Genomic DNA, 16,835 nt, shown 5'->3' with positions numbered 1-16,835 from the left:
AAACACCGCAAAGCATAAAATAATTTAGACTATGAGTGATGCCCTAAAACACGAATGTGGAATAGCAGTTATTAGACTATTAAAACCGTTAGAATTTTACAAAGAAAAATACGGTAGCGCATTTTATGGCGTAAACAAAATGTATTTAATGATGGAGAAGCAGCACAATCGTGGTCAAGACGGTGCTGGTCTTGCAAGTATTAAATTAGATACAAAACCTGGAGAACGTTACATTAGTAGAGTACGTTCTATAGCACAACAACCTATTCAGGATATTTTTGCACAAATTAACGACCGCGTTAATAAAGAATTCAAAGAGCATCCAGAATATATGGATGATGTGGCTGCGCAAAAAAAGAACATTCCATACATTGGAGAAGTGTTACTTGGGCACGTACGATATGGAACTTTTGGAAAAAATAGTGTAGAGAGTGTACACCCATTTTTAAGACAAAACAACTGGATGCACCGTAACCTTATTATGGCTGGAAACTTTAACATGACAAACGTTAAAGAACTATTTTCAAACTTAATTGAACTAGGGCAACATCCAAAAGAGTATACAGACACCATTACTATAATGGAAAAAATTGGTCATTTCCTTGACGATGCGGTTAGTAAAATATACCGTGATTTAAAGAAAGAAGGCTACAACAAACAACAAGCTTCTCCATTAATAGCCGAACGTTTAAAAGTTGGTAAAATTTTAAAACGCGCTGCAAAAAACTGGGATGGTGGTTATGCTATGGCAGGCTTAATTGGTCATGGTGATGCTTTTGTTTTACGCGATCCTGCAGGAATTAGACCAGCATACTATTATAAAGATGACGAAATTGTGGTGGTTGCATCAGAACGTCCGGTAATTCAAACTGTTTTCAATGTAAAATTTGAAGATGTTAAAGAATTAGAACCAGGACAAGCTATTATCACTAAAAAATCTGGTGAAGTTCGATTAAAACAAATATTAGAACCTTTAGAACGTAAATCTTGTTCATTCGAGCGTATTTACTTCTCAAGAGGAAGTGATGCAGAAATTTACCAAGAGCGTAAAATGCTTGGTAGATTACTTATGCCAAAAGTTTTAAAAGCTATCAATAACGATACAAAAAATACGGTATTCTCTTTTATTCCAAACACAGCCGAAACTTCGTTTTTTGGTATGATTGAAACTGTAGAAGACTTTATTAACAAAAAGAAAACAGAAGCTATTCTAAACGGACAACGATCAATATCTGCTGAAGATGTTACCGAAATTTTATCGGAACGTGCTCGTGTAGAAAAAATAGCTATTAAAGATGTAAAACTAAGAACGTTTATTACAGAAGATAGTAGTCGTGATGATTTAGTTGCACACGTTTACGATGTTACTTACGGCGTTATTAAACCTACAGATAACTTAGTAATTATTGATGATAGTATTGTAAGAGGTACTACATTGAAGAAAAGTATCTTAAAAATGCTTGATCGTTTAAATCCTAAAAAGATTATAGTTGTATCATCTGCACCGCAAATTCGTTATCCAGATTGCTACGGAATCGATATGGCAAACTTAGAGAGCTTAGTTGCTTTTCAAGCAGCTTTAGCACTATTGAAAGAAAACAACATGTATCATATTATTGATGATGTTTACAAAAAATGTATTGAGCAAACTGAATTAAAAGATAAACATGTACAAAACTTTGTAAAAGAAGTTTACGATCCGTTTACAGACGAGCAAATTTCAGATAAAATTTCAGAATTATTAAGCGATGAAACTATTAAAACTGAGGTTAAGGTTATTTTTCAAGGAGTTGACTGCTTACACAAAGCTTGCCCAGAACATTTAGGTGATTGGTATTTTACAGGAAATTATCCAACTAACGGAGGAAATCGCGTTGTAAATCGTGCTTTCATCAATTTTTATGAAGGCAATAATGAACGTGCATATTAATTTTGAAATTGCTATTTTTCAGGGGTTTAATTAGTAAAAATGTATTTCATCTTAAAAAAATGTATTTCATCTAAAATATAACAACTTTAAAGTAAATACACATAAATTAGTCTCACCATAACATAAGTAGGTTAAGTTCATGGTAGATTTGGGGCAAAAAAAGGTGAACTTCTGTTCGCCTTTTTTTATGCGTATTATTTTCATTTTTCTTTATTAAACAGCAATTAAACCCCACAAATAATCAAGACTCCGCTTAAACCAAGATATAAGTCGTTTAACTAAAAAATTTTAACAAACTGACTAACAAACATATATTTGTCTCACCATAACATAAGTAGGTTAAGTTCATGGTAGATTTGGGGCAAAAAGGTGAACATCTGTTCACCTTTTTCATTTTATAACATTTCGTATTTCCTTAAACAGCTTTTCTTAATTAAGCCTCTCAATAATTCTCATTCATTCACCATAATTAAACCACGTGATATCGTTATCAACATCAGTGCCTAATTAACTTTATTTATATAAATAAAAAAGCCGTTTCTGCTAAACAGAAACGGCTTTTAAAATATTTAATGTTGTCTACTTACTTCGCTTCAGCATAACGTTTTTCAACTTCATTCCAGTTAATTACACTAAAAAATGCTTTAATGTAATCTGGACGACGGTTTTGGTAGTTTAAGTAATATGCGTGTTCCCAAACATCTAAACCTAAAATTGGTGTTCCTCCACAAGTTACACCTGGCATTAATGGGTTATCTTGGTTTGGAGTAGAACAAATTTCTACTTTACCACCTTTATGTACACATAACCATGCCCATCCAGATCCAAAACGAGTTGCTGCTGCTTTAGCAAAAGCATCTTTAAAATCGTCTACAGATCCGTAAGCGGCCTCAATAGCATCTTTTAACTCTCCAGATAAATATCCTTTTCCTTCTGGGTTCATTACGCTCCAAAATAAAGAGTGATTAAAAAATCCTCCTCCATTATTTCTAACAGCGCCATTATCCATATCTAAATTTGCAAGAATATCCTCAATAGATTTCCCTTCTAAATTGGTTCCAGCAATAGCGTTATTCAAATTGTTTGTATATCCTTGGTGGTGCTTTGTATGGTGTATTTCCATAGTACGTGCATCCATATGTGGTTCTAAAGCGTCGTAAGCGTACCCTAATTCTGGTAATTCAAAAGCCATAATTTTTATTTTTATTTAATTAATATTTAATTTAATTCAAATTTACACATAAATCGGGTCAATTAAAAATAATAAATTGTTATCAACTCATTGATAGTTTTTATCTTGTATGCAAATTTAAATTCATGCAAAGCAACCAACCTTTTACTATTTACAATGCCTCAGCGGGCAGCGGAAAAACCTTTACTCTAGTAAAAGCTTATTTAAAAATTTTATTTAGCTCAAACAAACCTTATTTATTTAAGAATATTTTAGCAATTACATTTACCAATAAAGCGGTTGCCGAGATGAAAGGCCGTATTATAGATACTTTAAAGCAATTTTCGGACAAAGACATCCTGAAGTTAGACAACCCGATGTTTTTATCCATTTGTGATGAATTAAACCTTCGCCCAGAGCAACTACATAAAAAAGCCATAACGCTACTAGAAAGTATTATACACAACTATGCAGCCTTTGATATTTCTACTATTGATGGTTTTACACATAAATTAATAAGAACTTTTGCACACGATTTAAAATTACCGTTAAATTTTGAAGTAGAATTAGACCAAGAATCTCTTTTACGCGAAGCTGTAGATAGTTTAATTTCTAAAGCAGGAACCGATGCCGTACTTACCAAAGTATTGGTAGATTTTGCTATTGAAAAAGCAGATGATGATAAGAGTTACGATGTAGCCTTCGATTTTAACAAAATAGCAAAACTCCTTGTTAACGAAAACGATATTCCTTTTTTTGAAAAAATAAAAGACAAAACATTAGACGATTTTAAAGCACTAAAAAGTAAGCTAAAAAAAGATATTAATAACGAAGAGGCCATAATTGCAGAAAAAGCTAAACAACTTTTAACTCAATTTGAAACATCGGGATTAGAATTTAAAGATTTTTCTGGAGCATATTTACCAAAACATTTTGAAAAACTATCTAACAATAATTTTAACGTTGCCTTCGGAAGTAAATGGCAAGACAATATAGAAAATGGCACCTTGTACCCAAAAAGGGTTACCCCAGAAACAGCCGGAACCATTGACAGTTTGCAACCACAAATATTTTTAGTTTTTAATGAAACAAAGCAAGCTATATTTAATCATAAATTTCTAAATGCGTTTTATAAAAACATTACACCTTTATCGGTTTTAAATGCCATTAACACAGAGCTTACTTTACTAAAAGAAGATCAAAACAAAATGTTGATTTCTGAATTTAACAGCATTATAAGTAAGGAAATAAAAAACCAACCTACACCTTTTATTTACGAACGTATTGGAGAAAAATTTAATCATTATTTTATTGATGAATTTCAAGACACATCGGAAAGTCAATGGAATAATTTAATTCCGCTATTAGAAAACTCAGTAGCATCAGAAAACGGAAGCACTATGCTTGTAGGTGATGCTAAACAAGCAATTTATCGCTGGCGCGGAGGTAAAGCAGAGCAATTTATAGATTTATTTAACAAGAAAGATCATCCATTTCCAATAGAGCAATTTGTTGACAATTTACCCGATAATTACCGAAGTTTCCAAGCCATTGTTGATTTTAATAATAGCTTCTTTAAATTTCTTTCTAATCAAATTTTTAAGAAGGAAGATTATAAAGATCTATATGAAAACGCTAGTCAAAACATCAAAAAAGACGAAACTGGCTATGTAGAACTTTCTTTTCTTGATCTCGACAAGGAAGACGATAAAGATGAAGTGTTTCCAGAAAAAGTTCTAGAAAACATAAACAACTGCCTAGATAACGGTTACAAACTAGAGGATATTTGTGTTTTAGTTAGAAAGAAAAAAGAAGGTGTTGCCGTTGCAAACTATTTAAGCCAGCACAACATTCCTATTATTTCTTCGGAAACGTTACTTATTAATAATGCGCCAGAAGTTGTTTTTGTTAATGCAGTTTTAGGCTATTTAATGCAACCTAAAAACGATGAGCTCAAAATTGAAATTTTAGACTATTTGGCCAAGCTTTTTAAAGTTGATGATAAACACGGATTTTTCTCTAAGCACATTAAACTAAGTGTTTCAGATTTCTTTAAAAGTTTTGAAGCCTTTAATATCTTTATAAACGGCGATACCCTATTACAATTACCGCTTTATGATTTAGCAGAAACTATTGTTAGAAATTTCAATTTAGTAAAAACATCTAACGCTTATGTTCAGTTCTATTTAGATATCGTTCTCGACTTTTCACATAAAAAAGGCTCGGACATCCCGGCTTTCTTAGAATATTTCGACAAGAAAAAAGAAAACCTCAGTATTATTTCCCCGAAAGGGCAAGATGCCGTACAGATCATGACTATCCATAAATCTAAAGGTTTAGAATTTCCGGTGGTTATTTTCCCTTATGCCGATTTAGACATCTACAAAGAAATAGAACCTAAAGAATGGCTCGAAATTGACAAGGAAAAATATAACGGCTTCTCGCATACACTTTTAAATTTCAATAAAGATTTTGAGTTTTTTGGAGAACAGGGCCAGCATATATTTGAAAATCATAAAGCGGAACAAGAGTTAGATAATATTAACTTATTGTATGTAGCACTTACACGCCCTGTAGAGCAGCTCTATATTATATCTAAAAATGACAGTGCTTTAAAAGAAGACACCAAATCCAAAAAATATTCTGGGCTACTCATTAACTATTTAGAACACAACAACCTTTGGAGTGATAGCGAATTAACCTATAGTTTTGGAGATAGCAAAAAGACTTCTAAAGAAACTACATCTTTAAAAGAAACCAATATTCAGCATGAATTCATTTCAACTTCAAAGGAACACCATAATATAAAGGTGGTAACAAAATCTGGTTTTTTATGGGATACTACACAAGAAGAAGCTATTGAAAAAGGAAATTTAATTCACGATATTATGTCGCATATTGAAACAAAAAATGATGTTAACGAGGTAATTCAGGATTTTATTTCATCATCAACCATAAACCCCGAGCAAGCCATAGAATTAAAACAACTTGTTTTACAAATAGTAAACCACACGGCGCTAAAAACCTTTTTCACAAAGGAAAACACTATATACAACGAGCGCGATATTATAACCAAAGAAGGTGTGATTTTAAGACCAGATCGAGTTGTAATTACCCCAAATAACGATGCTGTGATTTTAGATTACAAAACTGGTTTGGAAGACAAAAAACACGCACAACAATTACAGGTTTATCAAGACGTATTAAAGAGTATGAATTTTACAGTAAAACAGAAATACCTAATATACATTAATGAAGGAATTGAAGTCCGATCCTTACCTTTTTAAGGTACAAATGTTAAATTAATAAATGGACTATTTATGTTAATTTAACAAGTCCTATTTATTTAGTATAATCAAAACACACTTTAGCATCTTAATACTTATTTTATTCAGATAGAGGAAAATAACAGCATGTTTTAATTGATGTTATGCATCTTGAAAAGACCTCAAACTATCTCATTTTGCTATAAAAAATTAAAATTCACCACTTTTTGCTACTTTTTTTGAGATACCACAAAAAAAAGTATGCATTTATAAAAAATATGAAATTTTAGTTACCAAAACAAGGCGAGACAATGTTAATACAGCAATCGCAAGCGATAGAAAATTGTTAAAATTTAACCAAAACATACCTGTAGTGCCGACGAATTACCCTTCTCCATGTATTTTTTATATATTTGTCTTTGTTAATAACATATAACAACTTACTTTTGTTCACAATTAACACTTAAAATTTAAAATTTTGAATATGAAAAATCTTAGCAGATTATTGTTCGCTATGTTGCTTGTACTTGGTTATAGCAACGCTAATGCGCAAGACAAAAACAATCCTTGGCAAATTACCATTGGTGTAAACGCAGTTGATGCTTATCCTTCTGGAGACGGTAGTCTTTTTGCTGGAGGCGGTTTCGCGAGTGACTCTTTTGGAGATGAATTCGGAAATGCTTCTGATCACTGGAACATTTTACCTTCTTTATCAACTATTTCTGTATCGAAATATTTAAGCGATGGTTTCTCTTTTGGAGTAACTGGATCTTTAAATAAAATCGAGAAATGGGGAGATATTAGCTCTAACCCAGATGTAGAGAACAGCGTTGATGATTTATCATACTACGGTGTTGATGGTACAATTAAGTACAACTTTTTAGATGGAACTACAATTGATCCTTTCGTAGGACTTGGTGGTGGTTACACTTGGATTGATGAAATTGGTGCTGGTACTGTAAATGGTACTGTTGGTTTAAACGTTTGGTTTAACGACAACATCGGTTTAACATTACAAACTTCTTACAAACATGCGTTTGAAGATTACTTAGATACTCACTTCCAACATTCTGCTGGTATTTCTATCAAATTTGGTGGAACTGACACTGACGGTGATGGTATATTTGATAAAGATGATGCTTGTCCAGATGTTGCTGGTTTAGCTGCATTCAACGGTTGTCCTGATACTGATGGTGACGGAATCGAAGATAGCAAAGATACTTGTCCAAACGAAGCTGGTACTGCTGAATTTAACGGTTGTCCTGATTCTGATGGTGATGGTGTAGCTGATAAAGATGATAACTGCCCAACTGTTGCAGGTTTAAAATCTTTAGCTGGTTGTCCTGATGCTGATGGTGACGGTGTAACTGATGCTGATGATAAATGTCCTAATGTTGCAGGTCCTGCTGCTAACAAAGGTTGTCCTTACCCTGATACTGATGGTGATGGTGTTTTAGACAAAGATGACAAATGTCCTAAAGTAAAAGGTACTGTAGCAAACGCTGGTTGTCCAGAAGTTACTGCTGCTGTTCAAAAACAATTAAACGAGTATGCTAAAACTATCTTATTTGATACTGGTAAATCTACAATCAAAGCACAATCTGCTACTGTATTGAGTGATATCATCAATATCTTAAAAGAATACCCAACTTCTAAATTTACAGTTGAAGGGCACACTGATAGTATTGGTAGCGAAAAACTTAACCAAAGATTATCTGATTCAAGAGCTAATTCTGTAAAAGAATACTTAATTGAAAACGGTATTGATGCATTTAGATTATCTGCACTTGGTTACGGTGAATCTAAACCAATCGACTCTAACAAAACTAGAGCTGGTAGAGCAAACAACAGACGTGTTGAAATTAACTTAGCTAAGTAATTAGATAAAGTTAACTTTAAATAAAATAAGTTTACAAAAAACGCTTCGGATATCCGAAGCGTTTTTTATTTTTATAAAATGATAACAACTTTCATTTTAGATGTTTTAAACGATTTAAAAAAGAACAACTACAATCTTTCTAAAGTCACTTTTGTATTACCTAGTAAAAGAGCCGGTCTCTTTTTAAAACATCAATTAGTTCATGTTATTCAAGACACAATCTTTGTTCCCGACATTATAAGTATCGAGGAGTTTGTCGAAGATCTCTCTGGACTTAAAACCACATCGAATACGGAATTAATTTTCGAATTCTACAATAGCTATTTAGCACTTACAAAAAAGGAAGATCAAGATACTTTTGAATCTTTTTCTAAATGGGCCCAAATATTACTTCAAGATTTTAACGAAATTGATCGTTACCTGATTCCTCAGGAAAACATATTTAACTATTTAAGCGACATTCAAGAATTAACACATTGGTCTGTTGAAGCCAACCAAACCGAATTTGTTAAAAAATATTTACAGTTTTGGAATAAGCTTTATACCTACTACAAACACTTTACCAAACAACTGTTAGACAAAAGCATTGGCTACCAAGGTTTAATTTACAGAAAGGCTGCAGAACATTGTGATACTTACATAAACAACCTTACCGACAAGCAACATGTTTTCTTAGGTTTTAACGCCTTAAACACTGCTGAAGAGAACATTATTCAACAATTTTTAAAAAGTGGCTTAGCGAAGGTTTATTGGGATATTGATAGTGTTTTTATAAACAATCCGAAACATGATGCTGCGCTCTTTACAAGGCAGCACAAAAAAAACTGGAAACATTTTGAAAAACACCCATTTGAATGGGTAACCGAAAACTATTCCAAAGAAAAAAACATAAACATTTACGGTGTTCCTAAAAACATCGGACAAGCCAAATATATTGGTACCCTTTTAAAAAATATAGAAGCAGAAACCAAATCACTACAAAGTACTGCTGTGGTTCTAGGTGACGAAAATCTATTGATTCCGGTATTAAACTCCATACCACCCTCGGTAGAAGCACTTAATATCACCATGGGATTTCCATTAAAATCCATTCCATTAGCATCCCTTTTTGAAAGCTTATTTCATATTCATAAAACATCGGGCAATGCCTTTTATTTTAAAGACGTTGTTAAGGTTTTATCACATCAATTTGTTCGTCCGTTATTTTACATAGACGACATTGATTACGCCTCCAAAATTATTGAAACCATAGACAGTAATAACCTAGTATATCTTACTCTAAACCGTTTAAAAGAAATAGACAAACACTCCAACAAGATTTTAGACTTACTATTTTCAAACTGGAATACATCTATAGATTTAGCATTAAAGAATTGCGCTCTAATCATTTCAAAAATAAAAATCCATTTAGACCAAAACAAAGATGCAAATTTACTTTCCTTAGAATACCTGTATCGTTTTAACGAACTGTTCAATGCACTTTCCTTGTTAAACTCACAATACAATCACATCAAAGATATCTCAACCCTATTTGGTGTTTACAAAGAATTACTGAGTTCGGAAACCTTAGATTTCCAAGGTGAACCTTTGCAAGGTTTACAAATTATGGGAATGTTAGAATCCCGTGTTTTAGATTTTGAAACCGTAATTATTTCTTCAGTAAATGAAGGTATTCTTCCTTCAGGAAAAAGCAATAATTCATTCATCCCTTTTGATGTTAAAATAGAAAACAAACTTCCCACTTATAAAGAAAAAGATGCCGTTTACACCTATCACTTCTATAGGTTACTACAACGTGCAAAAAATGTTTACATACTTTATAACACAGAAGCAGATGTGCTAACAGGTGGCGAAAAAAGCCGTTTTATTACACAACTAGAATTAGAAAACATCCATAACATACACCACGAAATTATAGCGCCACATGTACCTGTAATTACTCCCGAATTAAAAGTGGTACAAAAAACTGAAGATTCGCAAACCAGATTAAAAGAGATAGCCTCGAAAGGATTTTCTCCATCGTCCCTTACCAACTATGTTAGAAACCCGATAGATTTTTATTATCAAAAAATTTTAAAAATTAAGGAGCATGATGAAGTTGAAGAAACCGTTGCAGCAAACACTCTAGGAACTGTTGTCCATAATACGCTAGAGGATTTTTACAAACCATTAGAAAACTCTTTTTTATCGGTTGATATTGTTAAAAAGCTTAAAACCCAAATTAACGAAAAAGTTACTTTTCATTTTAAAAATGAATTTAAAGAGGGTGATATTACAAAAGGCAAAAATCTTATTATTTATGAAATTGCAAAACGTTATGTTTCAAACTTTTTAGATTTAGAAATTGAAAATTTAAAGGCCGGGAATGAAATAAAAATAATCAAAATAGAATCAAACAATAATGTTTTAATCGAAATTCCAGAACTAGATTTCCCTGTAAAACTTACAGGAAAAGTAGATCGTGTAGACGAATATAACGGTGTAACTAGAATTGTAGATTACAAAACAGGCCGTGTTGATGCCAATAAAGTTGAAATTGTAAGTTGGGAAGATATCACGACCGACTACACCAAATACAGCAAAAGCTTTCAGGTGTTAACCTATGCTTACATGATGTTATTATCTAATGAAATTACGCTTCCGGTAGAAGCTGGCATTATTTCATTCAAAAACTTAAAAGCAGGATTTTTAAAGTTTTCTAAAAAAGATAAAGCTGGCAATGGCGCTAAAAAAGATGCTCTAATTACTCAAGAAACACTAGATGATTTCTATGTTGAATTAAAAACACTAATTTTAGAAATCTGTAATCCTAACATACCATTCACCGAAAAGGAAGTATAATATGATATCCAAAGAAAGCTATATTATAAACGGAAAGCACAAAAAATCGATTTTAATTGATGTTAGTTTTGTTGCCGAAAAAACAAATCTTCCTATTATTATTTTTTGCCATGGTTACAAAGGCTTTAAAGATTGGGGTGCTTGGAATTTAATGGCAAACACCTTCGCGGAAGCAGGATTTTGCTTTATAAAATTCAATTTTTCGCATAATGGTGGCACTATGGAACACCCCATTGATTTCCCTGATTTAGATGCCTTCGGGAACAATAATTACACAAAAGAATTAGATGATTTAGAATCAGTTATCGATTGGATTTCAGATAATAAAGAACTTAAACCTATAGTAAATTTAAACAGTCTACATTTAATAGGCCACAGTAGAGGGGGTGGTATTGTATTAATTAAAGCTGAAGAAGATGAACGAGTTACAACTGTAATAAGCTTAGCTGGTGTTTGTGATTTTGGAAAAAGAACAGCAACAACTGGCGGTTTGAATGATTGGAAAAATACCGGAGTAAAATATGTTTTAAACGGACGAACAAAACAACAAATGCCACATTTTTATCAGTTTTATGAAGATTTCATTAAAAATGAAGAAAGATTAACCATAAAACGTGCGGTTTCTAACTTAAAAACACCTCACTTAATTATTCATGGTGGTAGCGATACCAGCGTCCTTATTGATGAGGCTAATCAACTTCATGAATGGAATCCGCAAAGCCAACTTGAAATTATACCAGATGCAAATCATGTATTTAATGCCAAACACCCTTGGGATTCATATACACTACCTAAAGAACTTCAAAAGGTTATAGATTGTTCTGTTTCATTTATAAAAAACTAATAGAGCACATAAAGTATACCCTAATCAATTAAAAACTTTTAAATACTTCATTTAGGCTTATTTAGTTAAAGGTATTTTTTAAATTTGTTTTTATGGATCATAATAACTTACCATTAAATGATATTTATGCGCCTGAAAACCGCATCTATGTGGCTACAGATTGTATCATTTTTGGTTTTGATAAAGGTATTTTAAAATTATTAGTTTTTGAAAGACGTGTAGAACCTTTTAAAGGTACTTTATCTTTAATTGGAAGTTTTGTAAAACCTAATGAAGCCGCAAATGAAGCCGCTAGACGGGTTTTAAAAGAAATTACAGGTTTAGAGAACATCTTTATGGAAGAGTTAAAAACCTACTCTAATATCGACCGAGATCCTGGTGCACGATGCATTTCCATAGCCCACTACGCCTTAATTCGTATTGATGATTATGATAAGGAATTGGTTGCAAAACATGATGCCATTTGGTGTGAAGTTGATAAGCTTCCTAAACTTGTTTTAGATCATGATTTAATGATTGAAGATGCATTAAATAGATTACGCAGAAAAGCTAGATTTTACCCTATTGGATTTGAGTTACTTCCTAAAAAATTTACTATCCCACAGTTTCAAAATTTATATGAAGCGATTTTCCAGAAAACTCTTGATACTAGAAATTTCAGAAAAAAATTAATGTCTTTAAAGTTACTTATACCATTAAATGAAAAGGATAAATCGGGCTCTAAAAAAGGTGCTTTCTTATATAAATTCGATTACAAAAAATATAAAAGACTAGAAGAAAAGGGATTTAATTTTTCACTGTTTAAAAACTAACCACTTTAAAATGAAAAAGAGCTAAGTAAAAAACTTAACTCTTTTAAATAATCTAAACTAATGAACACAGTTTTTAGTCTTCGTTATTATAGTTACTATTAATCTAATACCTCAATATCTATAATTTAAATTTAGCTTCTAGCTCAGTAACTGAACTTCCACCTACAAAGACTTTAAAATCGCCCGATTCTACAATAAAATCACCACTATTATTATAGAACCCAAGTTCTTTATCTGTTAATTGAAATGTTATCGTTTTAGCCTCATTAGGTTCTAACTCTACCAACTCAAAACCTTTTAATTCCTTTACTGGGCGTGTAACGCTAGCAAATAAATCACGAATATATAATTGCGCAACTTCTTTACCTTTATACTTTCCAGTGTTTTTTAACTCAACGGAAACCTCAACATGGTTATCTGAAATTTTGTTAACTTTTAAATCACTATAAGAAAACGAGGTATAACTTAATCCGTGTCCAAAAGCATAAAGAGGCGTATTACTTTCGTCTATATAATGCGACCAAAATACGCTGTTTGGCTCGTTTGCCGCTGGACGTCCTGTGTTTTTATAATTGTAATAAATAGGCACTTGTCCAACACTTCTAGGAAATGTCATTGGTAATTTACCACTCGGGTTATAATCACCATACAATACCTGTGCAATTGCATGACCACTTTGCGTACCCAATTGCCATCCTTCTACAATAGCAGGAATATGTGCGTCTGCCCAAGAAATAGTTAACGGCCTTCCATTGTTCAATACTAAAACAATATTTTTATTAACAGCGTAAACAGCTTCTAATAACCCTTGTTGAACGCCAGGTAAACCTATTTTGGATCGGCTTCGAGCTTCTCCACTCTGAAAACCGTGTTCACCTAACACCATTATTACAACATCGGCGTTTTTAGCAACTTCCTTAGCTTCTTCAAAACCACTTTTATCTGTGGTGTTAATTTCTAATTCAAAAGGAAAAGAAGCCTCTCCAAGTGCCACATCGGCTCCTTTTGCATATGTAACCTTGTTACCAGAATATTTAGCTAAGCCTTCTAAAACAGAAACCGCTGTATTATCGTCTGCAGCAATTCTCCAACTTCCGAGCGGACTTGTTTTATCGTTAGCCAAAACACCAATAACAGCAATATTCTGTCCTTTCTTTTTTAAAGGCAATACGTTATTTTCGTTTTTAAGAAGTACAATAGATTTTTTTGCAACATCTAAAACGGCATCATTTATTTTCTGACTTCCAATAATATCTTTCTCCCTTTTTTCATCACAATATTTATAAGGGTTATCGAAAAGCCCTAATTCAAACTTCACTTTTAAAATACGAGAAGCTGCATCATTAATTAGATCTTCATTAACTTTTCCTTCTTTTACCAAATTAGCCAACTCATTGACATACGCATAAGATTCCATATCCATATCCGAACCCGCTTTTACTGAAAGTTCGGCAGAATGTTTTACATTTTCGGCATAACCATGGTTTATCATTTCAGACATAGACCCCCAATCGGATACTACAAACCCATCGAATTTCCATTTATCTTTTAAAACATCACGTTGTAAAAATGCATTCGCTGTAGCAGGAATTCCGTTTAACTCGTTAAAGGAATTCATAAAGGTTTTTACGCCAGCATCTACGGTTGCTTTGAATGGTGGAAAAATAATATTATTTAAGGTTGAAGTTCCAACATCTACCGTATTATAATCTTTTCCAGATTCGGTAAAACCATAACCTGCCCAATGTTTGGCGCAGGCTGCAATGGTATTTGGTTGAGATAAATCTTCACCTTGAAAACCTTGGACTCTAGCTATCGCTATTTTAGAACCTAAATAAGTATCTTCTCCTGCACCTTCCATAACACGCCCCCAACGAGCATCTCTAGAAATATCTACCATAGGAGCGAACGTCCAGTTAATACCGGCTGCAGAAGCTTCTAAAGCTGCAATTTCTGCCGATTTTTTAATAGCTTCTAAATCCCAACTCGCCGCTTCAGCTAATGGAATTGGACTCAATGTTTTATAACCGTGAATAACATCGAAACCAATAATTAACGGAATACCCAAACGCGTTTCTTCAACCGCAATTTTCTGAACGGCACGTACCTCTTCTACTCCACGAACATTAAGCATAGAACCAACATAGCCTTTTCTTAAATGTTCATATTTATGGGCCGCATCGCCAGAAGATGGCGTTGGACCGGTAACATTCCAAAATCCGTTGTACTGATTCATTTGCCCAATTTTTTCTTCCAAAGTCATTTTTAAAAGTAATTCGACAACTTTTTGGTCTACAGTGGTTTCTTTGCTTGTTAACTTTTGCGCCAAAGTTTTATTTTGACCAATGGCGCTACTCGACATAAAAACGACTGAAACTATCGTTAAAAAAATTAATTTATGTGCTCTCATATTATTATTCGTAAACTCTTACATAATCGATTTCCATTGTATCTTCAGTAAATGCCGGATCAATATCGCCACCTAATGTACCGCCCATAGCAACATTTAAGATTAAGAAGAAATCTTTATCGTAAAATGGTAAATCGGCATTGTTATCCATGGCAACAACCACAACGTTATCTAATAAAACAGTGATTTTTGCCTCTGTCCACTCCAAAGTGTATAGATGAAATTCTGAAGACGCATTTTCTACAGAAACTGTTTCTCCGTAACTCGCATTAGCATTTGTGCCCGTATCGAACCAATGGTATGTACCTAAAGATGTGTTCTTATCAGCACCAGTTTGTTCCATAATATCAATTTCTCCACACATTGGCCAACCAACTTCTGGAAAATTAGCACCCAACATCCAAATAGCAGGCCATGTACCTTGTGCTGCTGGAAGTTTAGCTTTTACCTCAACACGACCATATTTAAACTCGTATAAGTCGATAGATTTTAAACGTGCAGATGTGTAATCTGTACCATCTTTTTTGGCAGTAATTTTAAGCATACCATCTTCAACAATGACATTACTAGCATCTTCAGTATATGTTTGTACTTCTTGGTTTCCCCAGCCTCCTGCACCTAAATCATAAGTCCAGTTAGCAGCATCTGGCGCTCCATCAGTATCAAACTCATCAGACCATGCTAGTGTATTAAATTCCGATTCGAAATCGGCTTCTCCTTCTACCGGTTTACTAGATGTAAATACATGATACCATGCTTCACCACCACCTACTTGAATAATTCTAACACGTAACTCATCTTCACTTATAGAAATAATATCGTAAGTACTAGCACCAACATACCATCCCATAAAACCACCATCCGAAATTTCGAAAGCTGATTGTCTATAAGGCTCATCATTATAACTACCTTCTAAAGCTGCTTTTGATGTTGACGGTAAAAATGATACATTTTTGACACCAAACATAGTTGTTGCAACCGTTTCATCGTGACAAGTATCGCCATCTACCCCTAAATCATCGGCATAAGTTCCTGGCACAAAAGCAGGACCAACAGTTTGTTCAAAGGTTAAGCCATTTTCACCACGAGTAAATACAAATTCATTAGCGTACATACAATATTTCTCTTCATCCCAAGGCTGAATTCCATTCCACCAAGCCTCATAAGCAAACTCACCATTTCCATAATCATCTTCAACTGGACCTAAACCAACATGAAGCGGAATATTTGCTGCCCAATACCAAGTTTTAGAATCGCCCACTAATTCGCCTGCTAAAAAGTTTTCAGCTTCTACATCAGAGAATGAACTAAACACTTCAACTTCCATAGACGTACTAGACATTACACCTCCAGTACCAACAGCACTAGCTACAACCGTATATGTATTTATACCTGTTTGTGTAAACCTGTGCACCGTTTCTCCAGATGGAGCAACGCCTGTTTTACCATCACCAAAATTAAATTGGTATGTAATTTCGTTATCTGCAGTAGATGTAAAATTCACAATTCCGCTACCATCTCCGTAAGGATTATCGGCATCTTGCCCAACAATTTCCGCAGATATTGTTACCCCTGTTGGAGCTACAATATTACCTATCGCTGCATCGTCGTCTTGACAACTTGTAAAGAGAAATGTTAGCGACAGAATAAATCCTATATAATATTTTAAGTTTTTCATATAT

At 33.4% G+C, this 16,835-nt stretch carries 9 protein-coding genes; 6 read left to right on the top strand and 3 right to left on the bottom strand.

Features of this window, described 5'->3' with window-relative positions:
- Positions 1–31 precede the first annotated feature (31 nt).
- Complete coding sequence (locus DFQ06_RS11360; protein ID WP_042499489.1) at positions 32–1,930, top strand: amidophosphoribosyltransferase; 1,899 nt, start codon at positions 32–34, stop codon at positions 1,928–1,930.
- Positions 1,931–2,513: 583 nt separating this feature from the next.
- Here DFQ06_RS11360 and DFQ06_RS11355 read toward each other — a convergent pair.
- A complete protein-coding gene (locus DFQ06_RS11355) occupies positions 2,514–3,122 on the bottom strand; it encodes a superoxide dismutase (RefSeq protein ID WP_042499487.1) in 609 nt (202 codons plus the stop codon).
- Between the two features lie 125 nt (positions 3,123–3,247).
- Between DFQ06_RS11355 and DFQ06_RS11350 the strand changes: the two genes are divergently transcribed.
- The 5 genes from DFQ06_RS11350 to DFQ06_RS11330 all read left to right on the top strand — a co-directional run bounded on the left by DFQ06_RS11350 (position 3,248) and on the right by DFQ06_RS11330 (position 12,743).
- Positions 3,248–6,388 carry a UvrD-helicase domain-containing protein gene (locus DFQ06_RS11350; RefSeq protein ID WP_133967794.1) on the top strand — a complete coding sequence of 1,047 codons (3,141 nt, stop codon included), beginning with the start codon at positions 3,248–3,250 and terminating at the stop codon, positions 6,386–6,388.
- Positions 6,389–6,851: 463 nt separating this feature from the next.
- Complete coding sequence (locus tag DFQ06_RS11345; RefSeq protein WP_042504051.1) at positions 6,852–8,246, top strand: OmpA family protein; 1,395 nt, start codon at positions 6,852–6,854, stop codon at positions 8,244–8,246.
- 81 nt (positions 8,247–8,327) lie between these two features.
- Positions 8,328–11,087, top strand: a complete 2,760-nt coding sequence (locus tag DFQ06_RS11340; RefSeq protein ID WP_133968025.1) for a PD-(D/E)XK nuclease family protein — start codon at positions 8,328–8,330, stop codon at positions 11,085–11,087.
- A gap of 1 nt (position 11,088) precedes the next feature.
- The gene (locus DFQ06_RS11335) at positions 11,089–11,931 is read left to right on the top strand and encodes an alpha/beta hydrolase family protein (RefSeq protein WP_133967792.1); all 843 of its coding nucleotides are present in this window, start codon (positions 11,089–11,091) and stop codon (positions 11,929–11,931) included.
- A 92-nt stretch (positions 11,932–12,023) separates the two neighbouring features.
- Positions 12,024–12,743, top strand: coding sequence for an NUDIX hydrolase (locus tag DFQ06_RS11330; protein WP_042499481.1), 720 nt, complete (start codon positions 12,024–12,026; stop codon positions 12,741–12,743).
- Positions 12,744–12,861: 118 nt separating this feature from the next.
- On the opposite strand, the gene bglX is transcribed toward DFQ06_RS11330, so the two are convergent.
- Both bglX and DFQ06_RS11320 read right to left on the bottom strand, forming a co-directional pair.
- The gene (gene bglX, locus DFQ06_RS11325; RefSeq protein WP_133967790.1) at positions 12,862–15,153 is read right to left on the bottom strand and encodes a beta-glucosidase BglX; all 2,292 of its coding nucleotides are present in this window, start codon (positions 15,151–15,153) and stop codon (positions 12,862–12,864) included.
- Between the two features lie 4 nt (positions 15,154–15,157).
- On the bottom strand, positions 15,158–16,831 hold the full coding sequence (locus tag DFQ06_RS11320) for a family 16 glycosylhydrolase (RefSeq protein ID WP_042504056.1): 1,674 nt from the start codon (positions 16,829–16,831) through the stop codon (positions 15,158–15,160).
- Positions 16,832–16,835 lie beyond the last annotated feature (4 nt).

The sequence above is a fragment of the Algibacter lectus genome, from assembly GCF_004368925.1.
Lineage (GTDB): Bacteria > Bacteroidota > Bacteroidia > Flavobacteriales > Flavobacteriaceae > Algibacter > Algibacter lectus.
Note: the sequence above shows the minus strand (reverse complement) of the source record. Positions and strands in the feature narration are given on the sequence as shown.

Excerpts from the sequence above, each read along its gene's own strand:
- DFQ06_RS11360 (WP_042499489.1), top strand. The coding sequence starts at position 32 with ATGAGTGATGCCCTAAAACACGAATGTGGAATAGCAGTTATTAGACTA.
- DFQ06_RS11355 (WP_042499487.1), bottom strand. The coding sequence starts at position 3,122 with ATGGCTTTTGAATTACCAGAATTAGGGTACGCTTACGACGCTTTAGAA.
- DFQ06_RS11350 (WP_133967794.1), top strand. The coding sequence starts at position 3,248 with ATGCAAAGCAACCAACCTTTTACTATTTACAATGCCTCAGCGGGCAGC.
- DFQ06_RS11345 (WP_042504051.1), top strand. The coding sequence starts at position 6,852 with ATGAAAAATCTTAGCAGATTATTGTTCGCTATGTTGCTTGTACTTGGT.
- DFQ06_RS11335 (WP_133967792.1), top strand. The coding sequence starts at position 11,089 with ATGATATCCAAAGAAAGCTATATTATAAACGGAAAGCACAAAAAATCG.
- DFQ06_RS11330 (WP_042499481.1), top strand. The coding sequence starts at position 12,024 with ATGGATCATAATAACTTACCATTAAATGATATTTATGCGCCTGAAAAC.
- bglX (WP_133967790.1), bottom strand. The coding sequence starts at position 15,153 with ATGAGAGCACATAAATTAATTTTTTTAACGATAGTTTCAGTCGTTTTT.
- DFQ06_RS11320 (WP_042504056.1), bottom strand. The coding sequence starts at position 16,831 with ATGAAAAACTTAAAATATTATATAGGATTTATTCTGTCGCTAACATTT.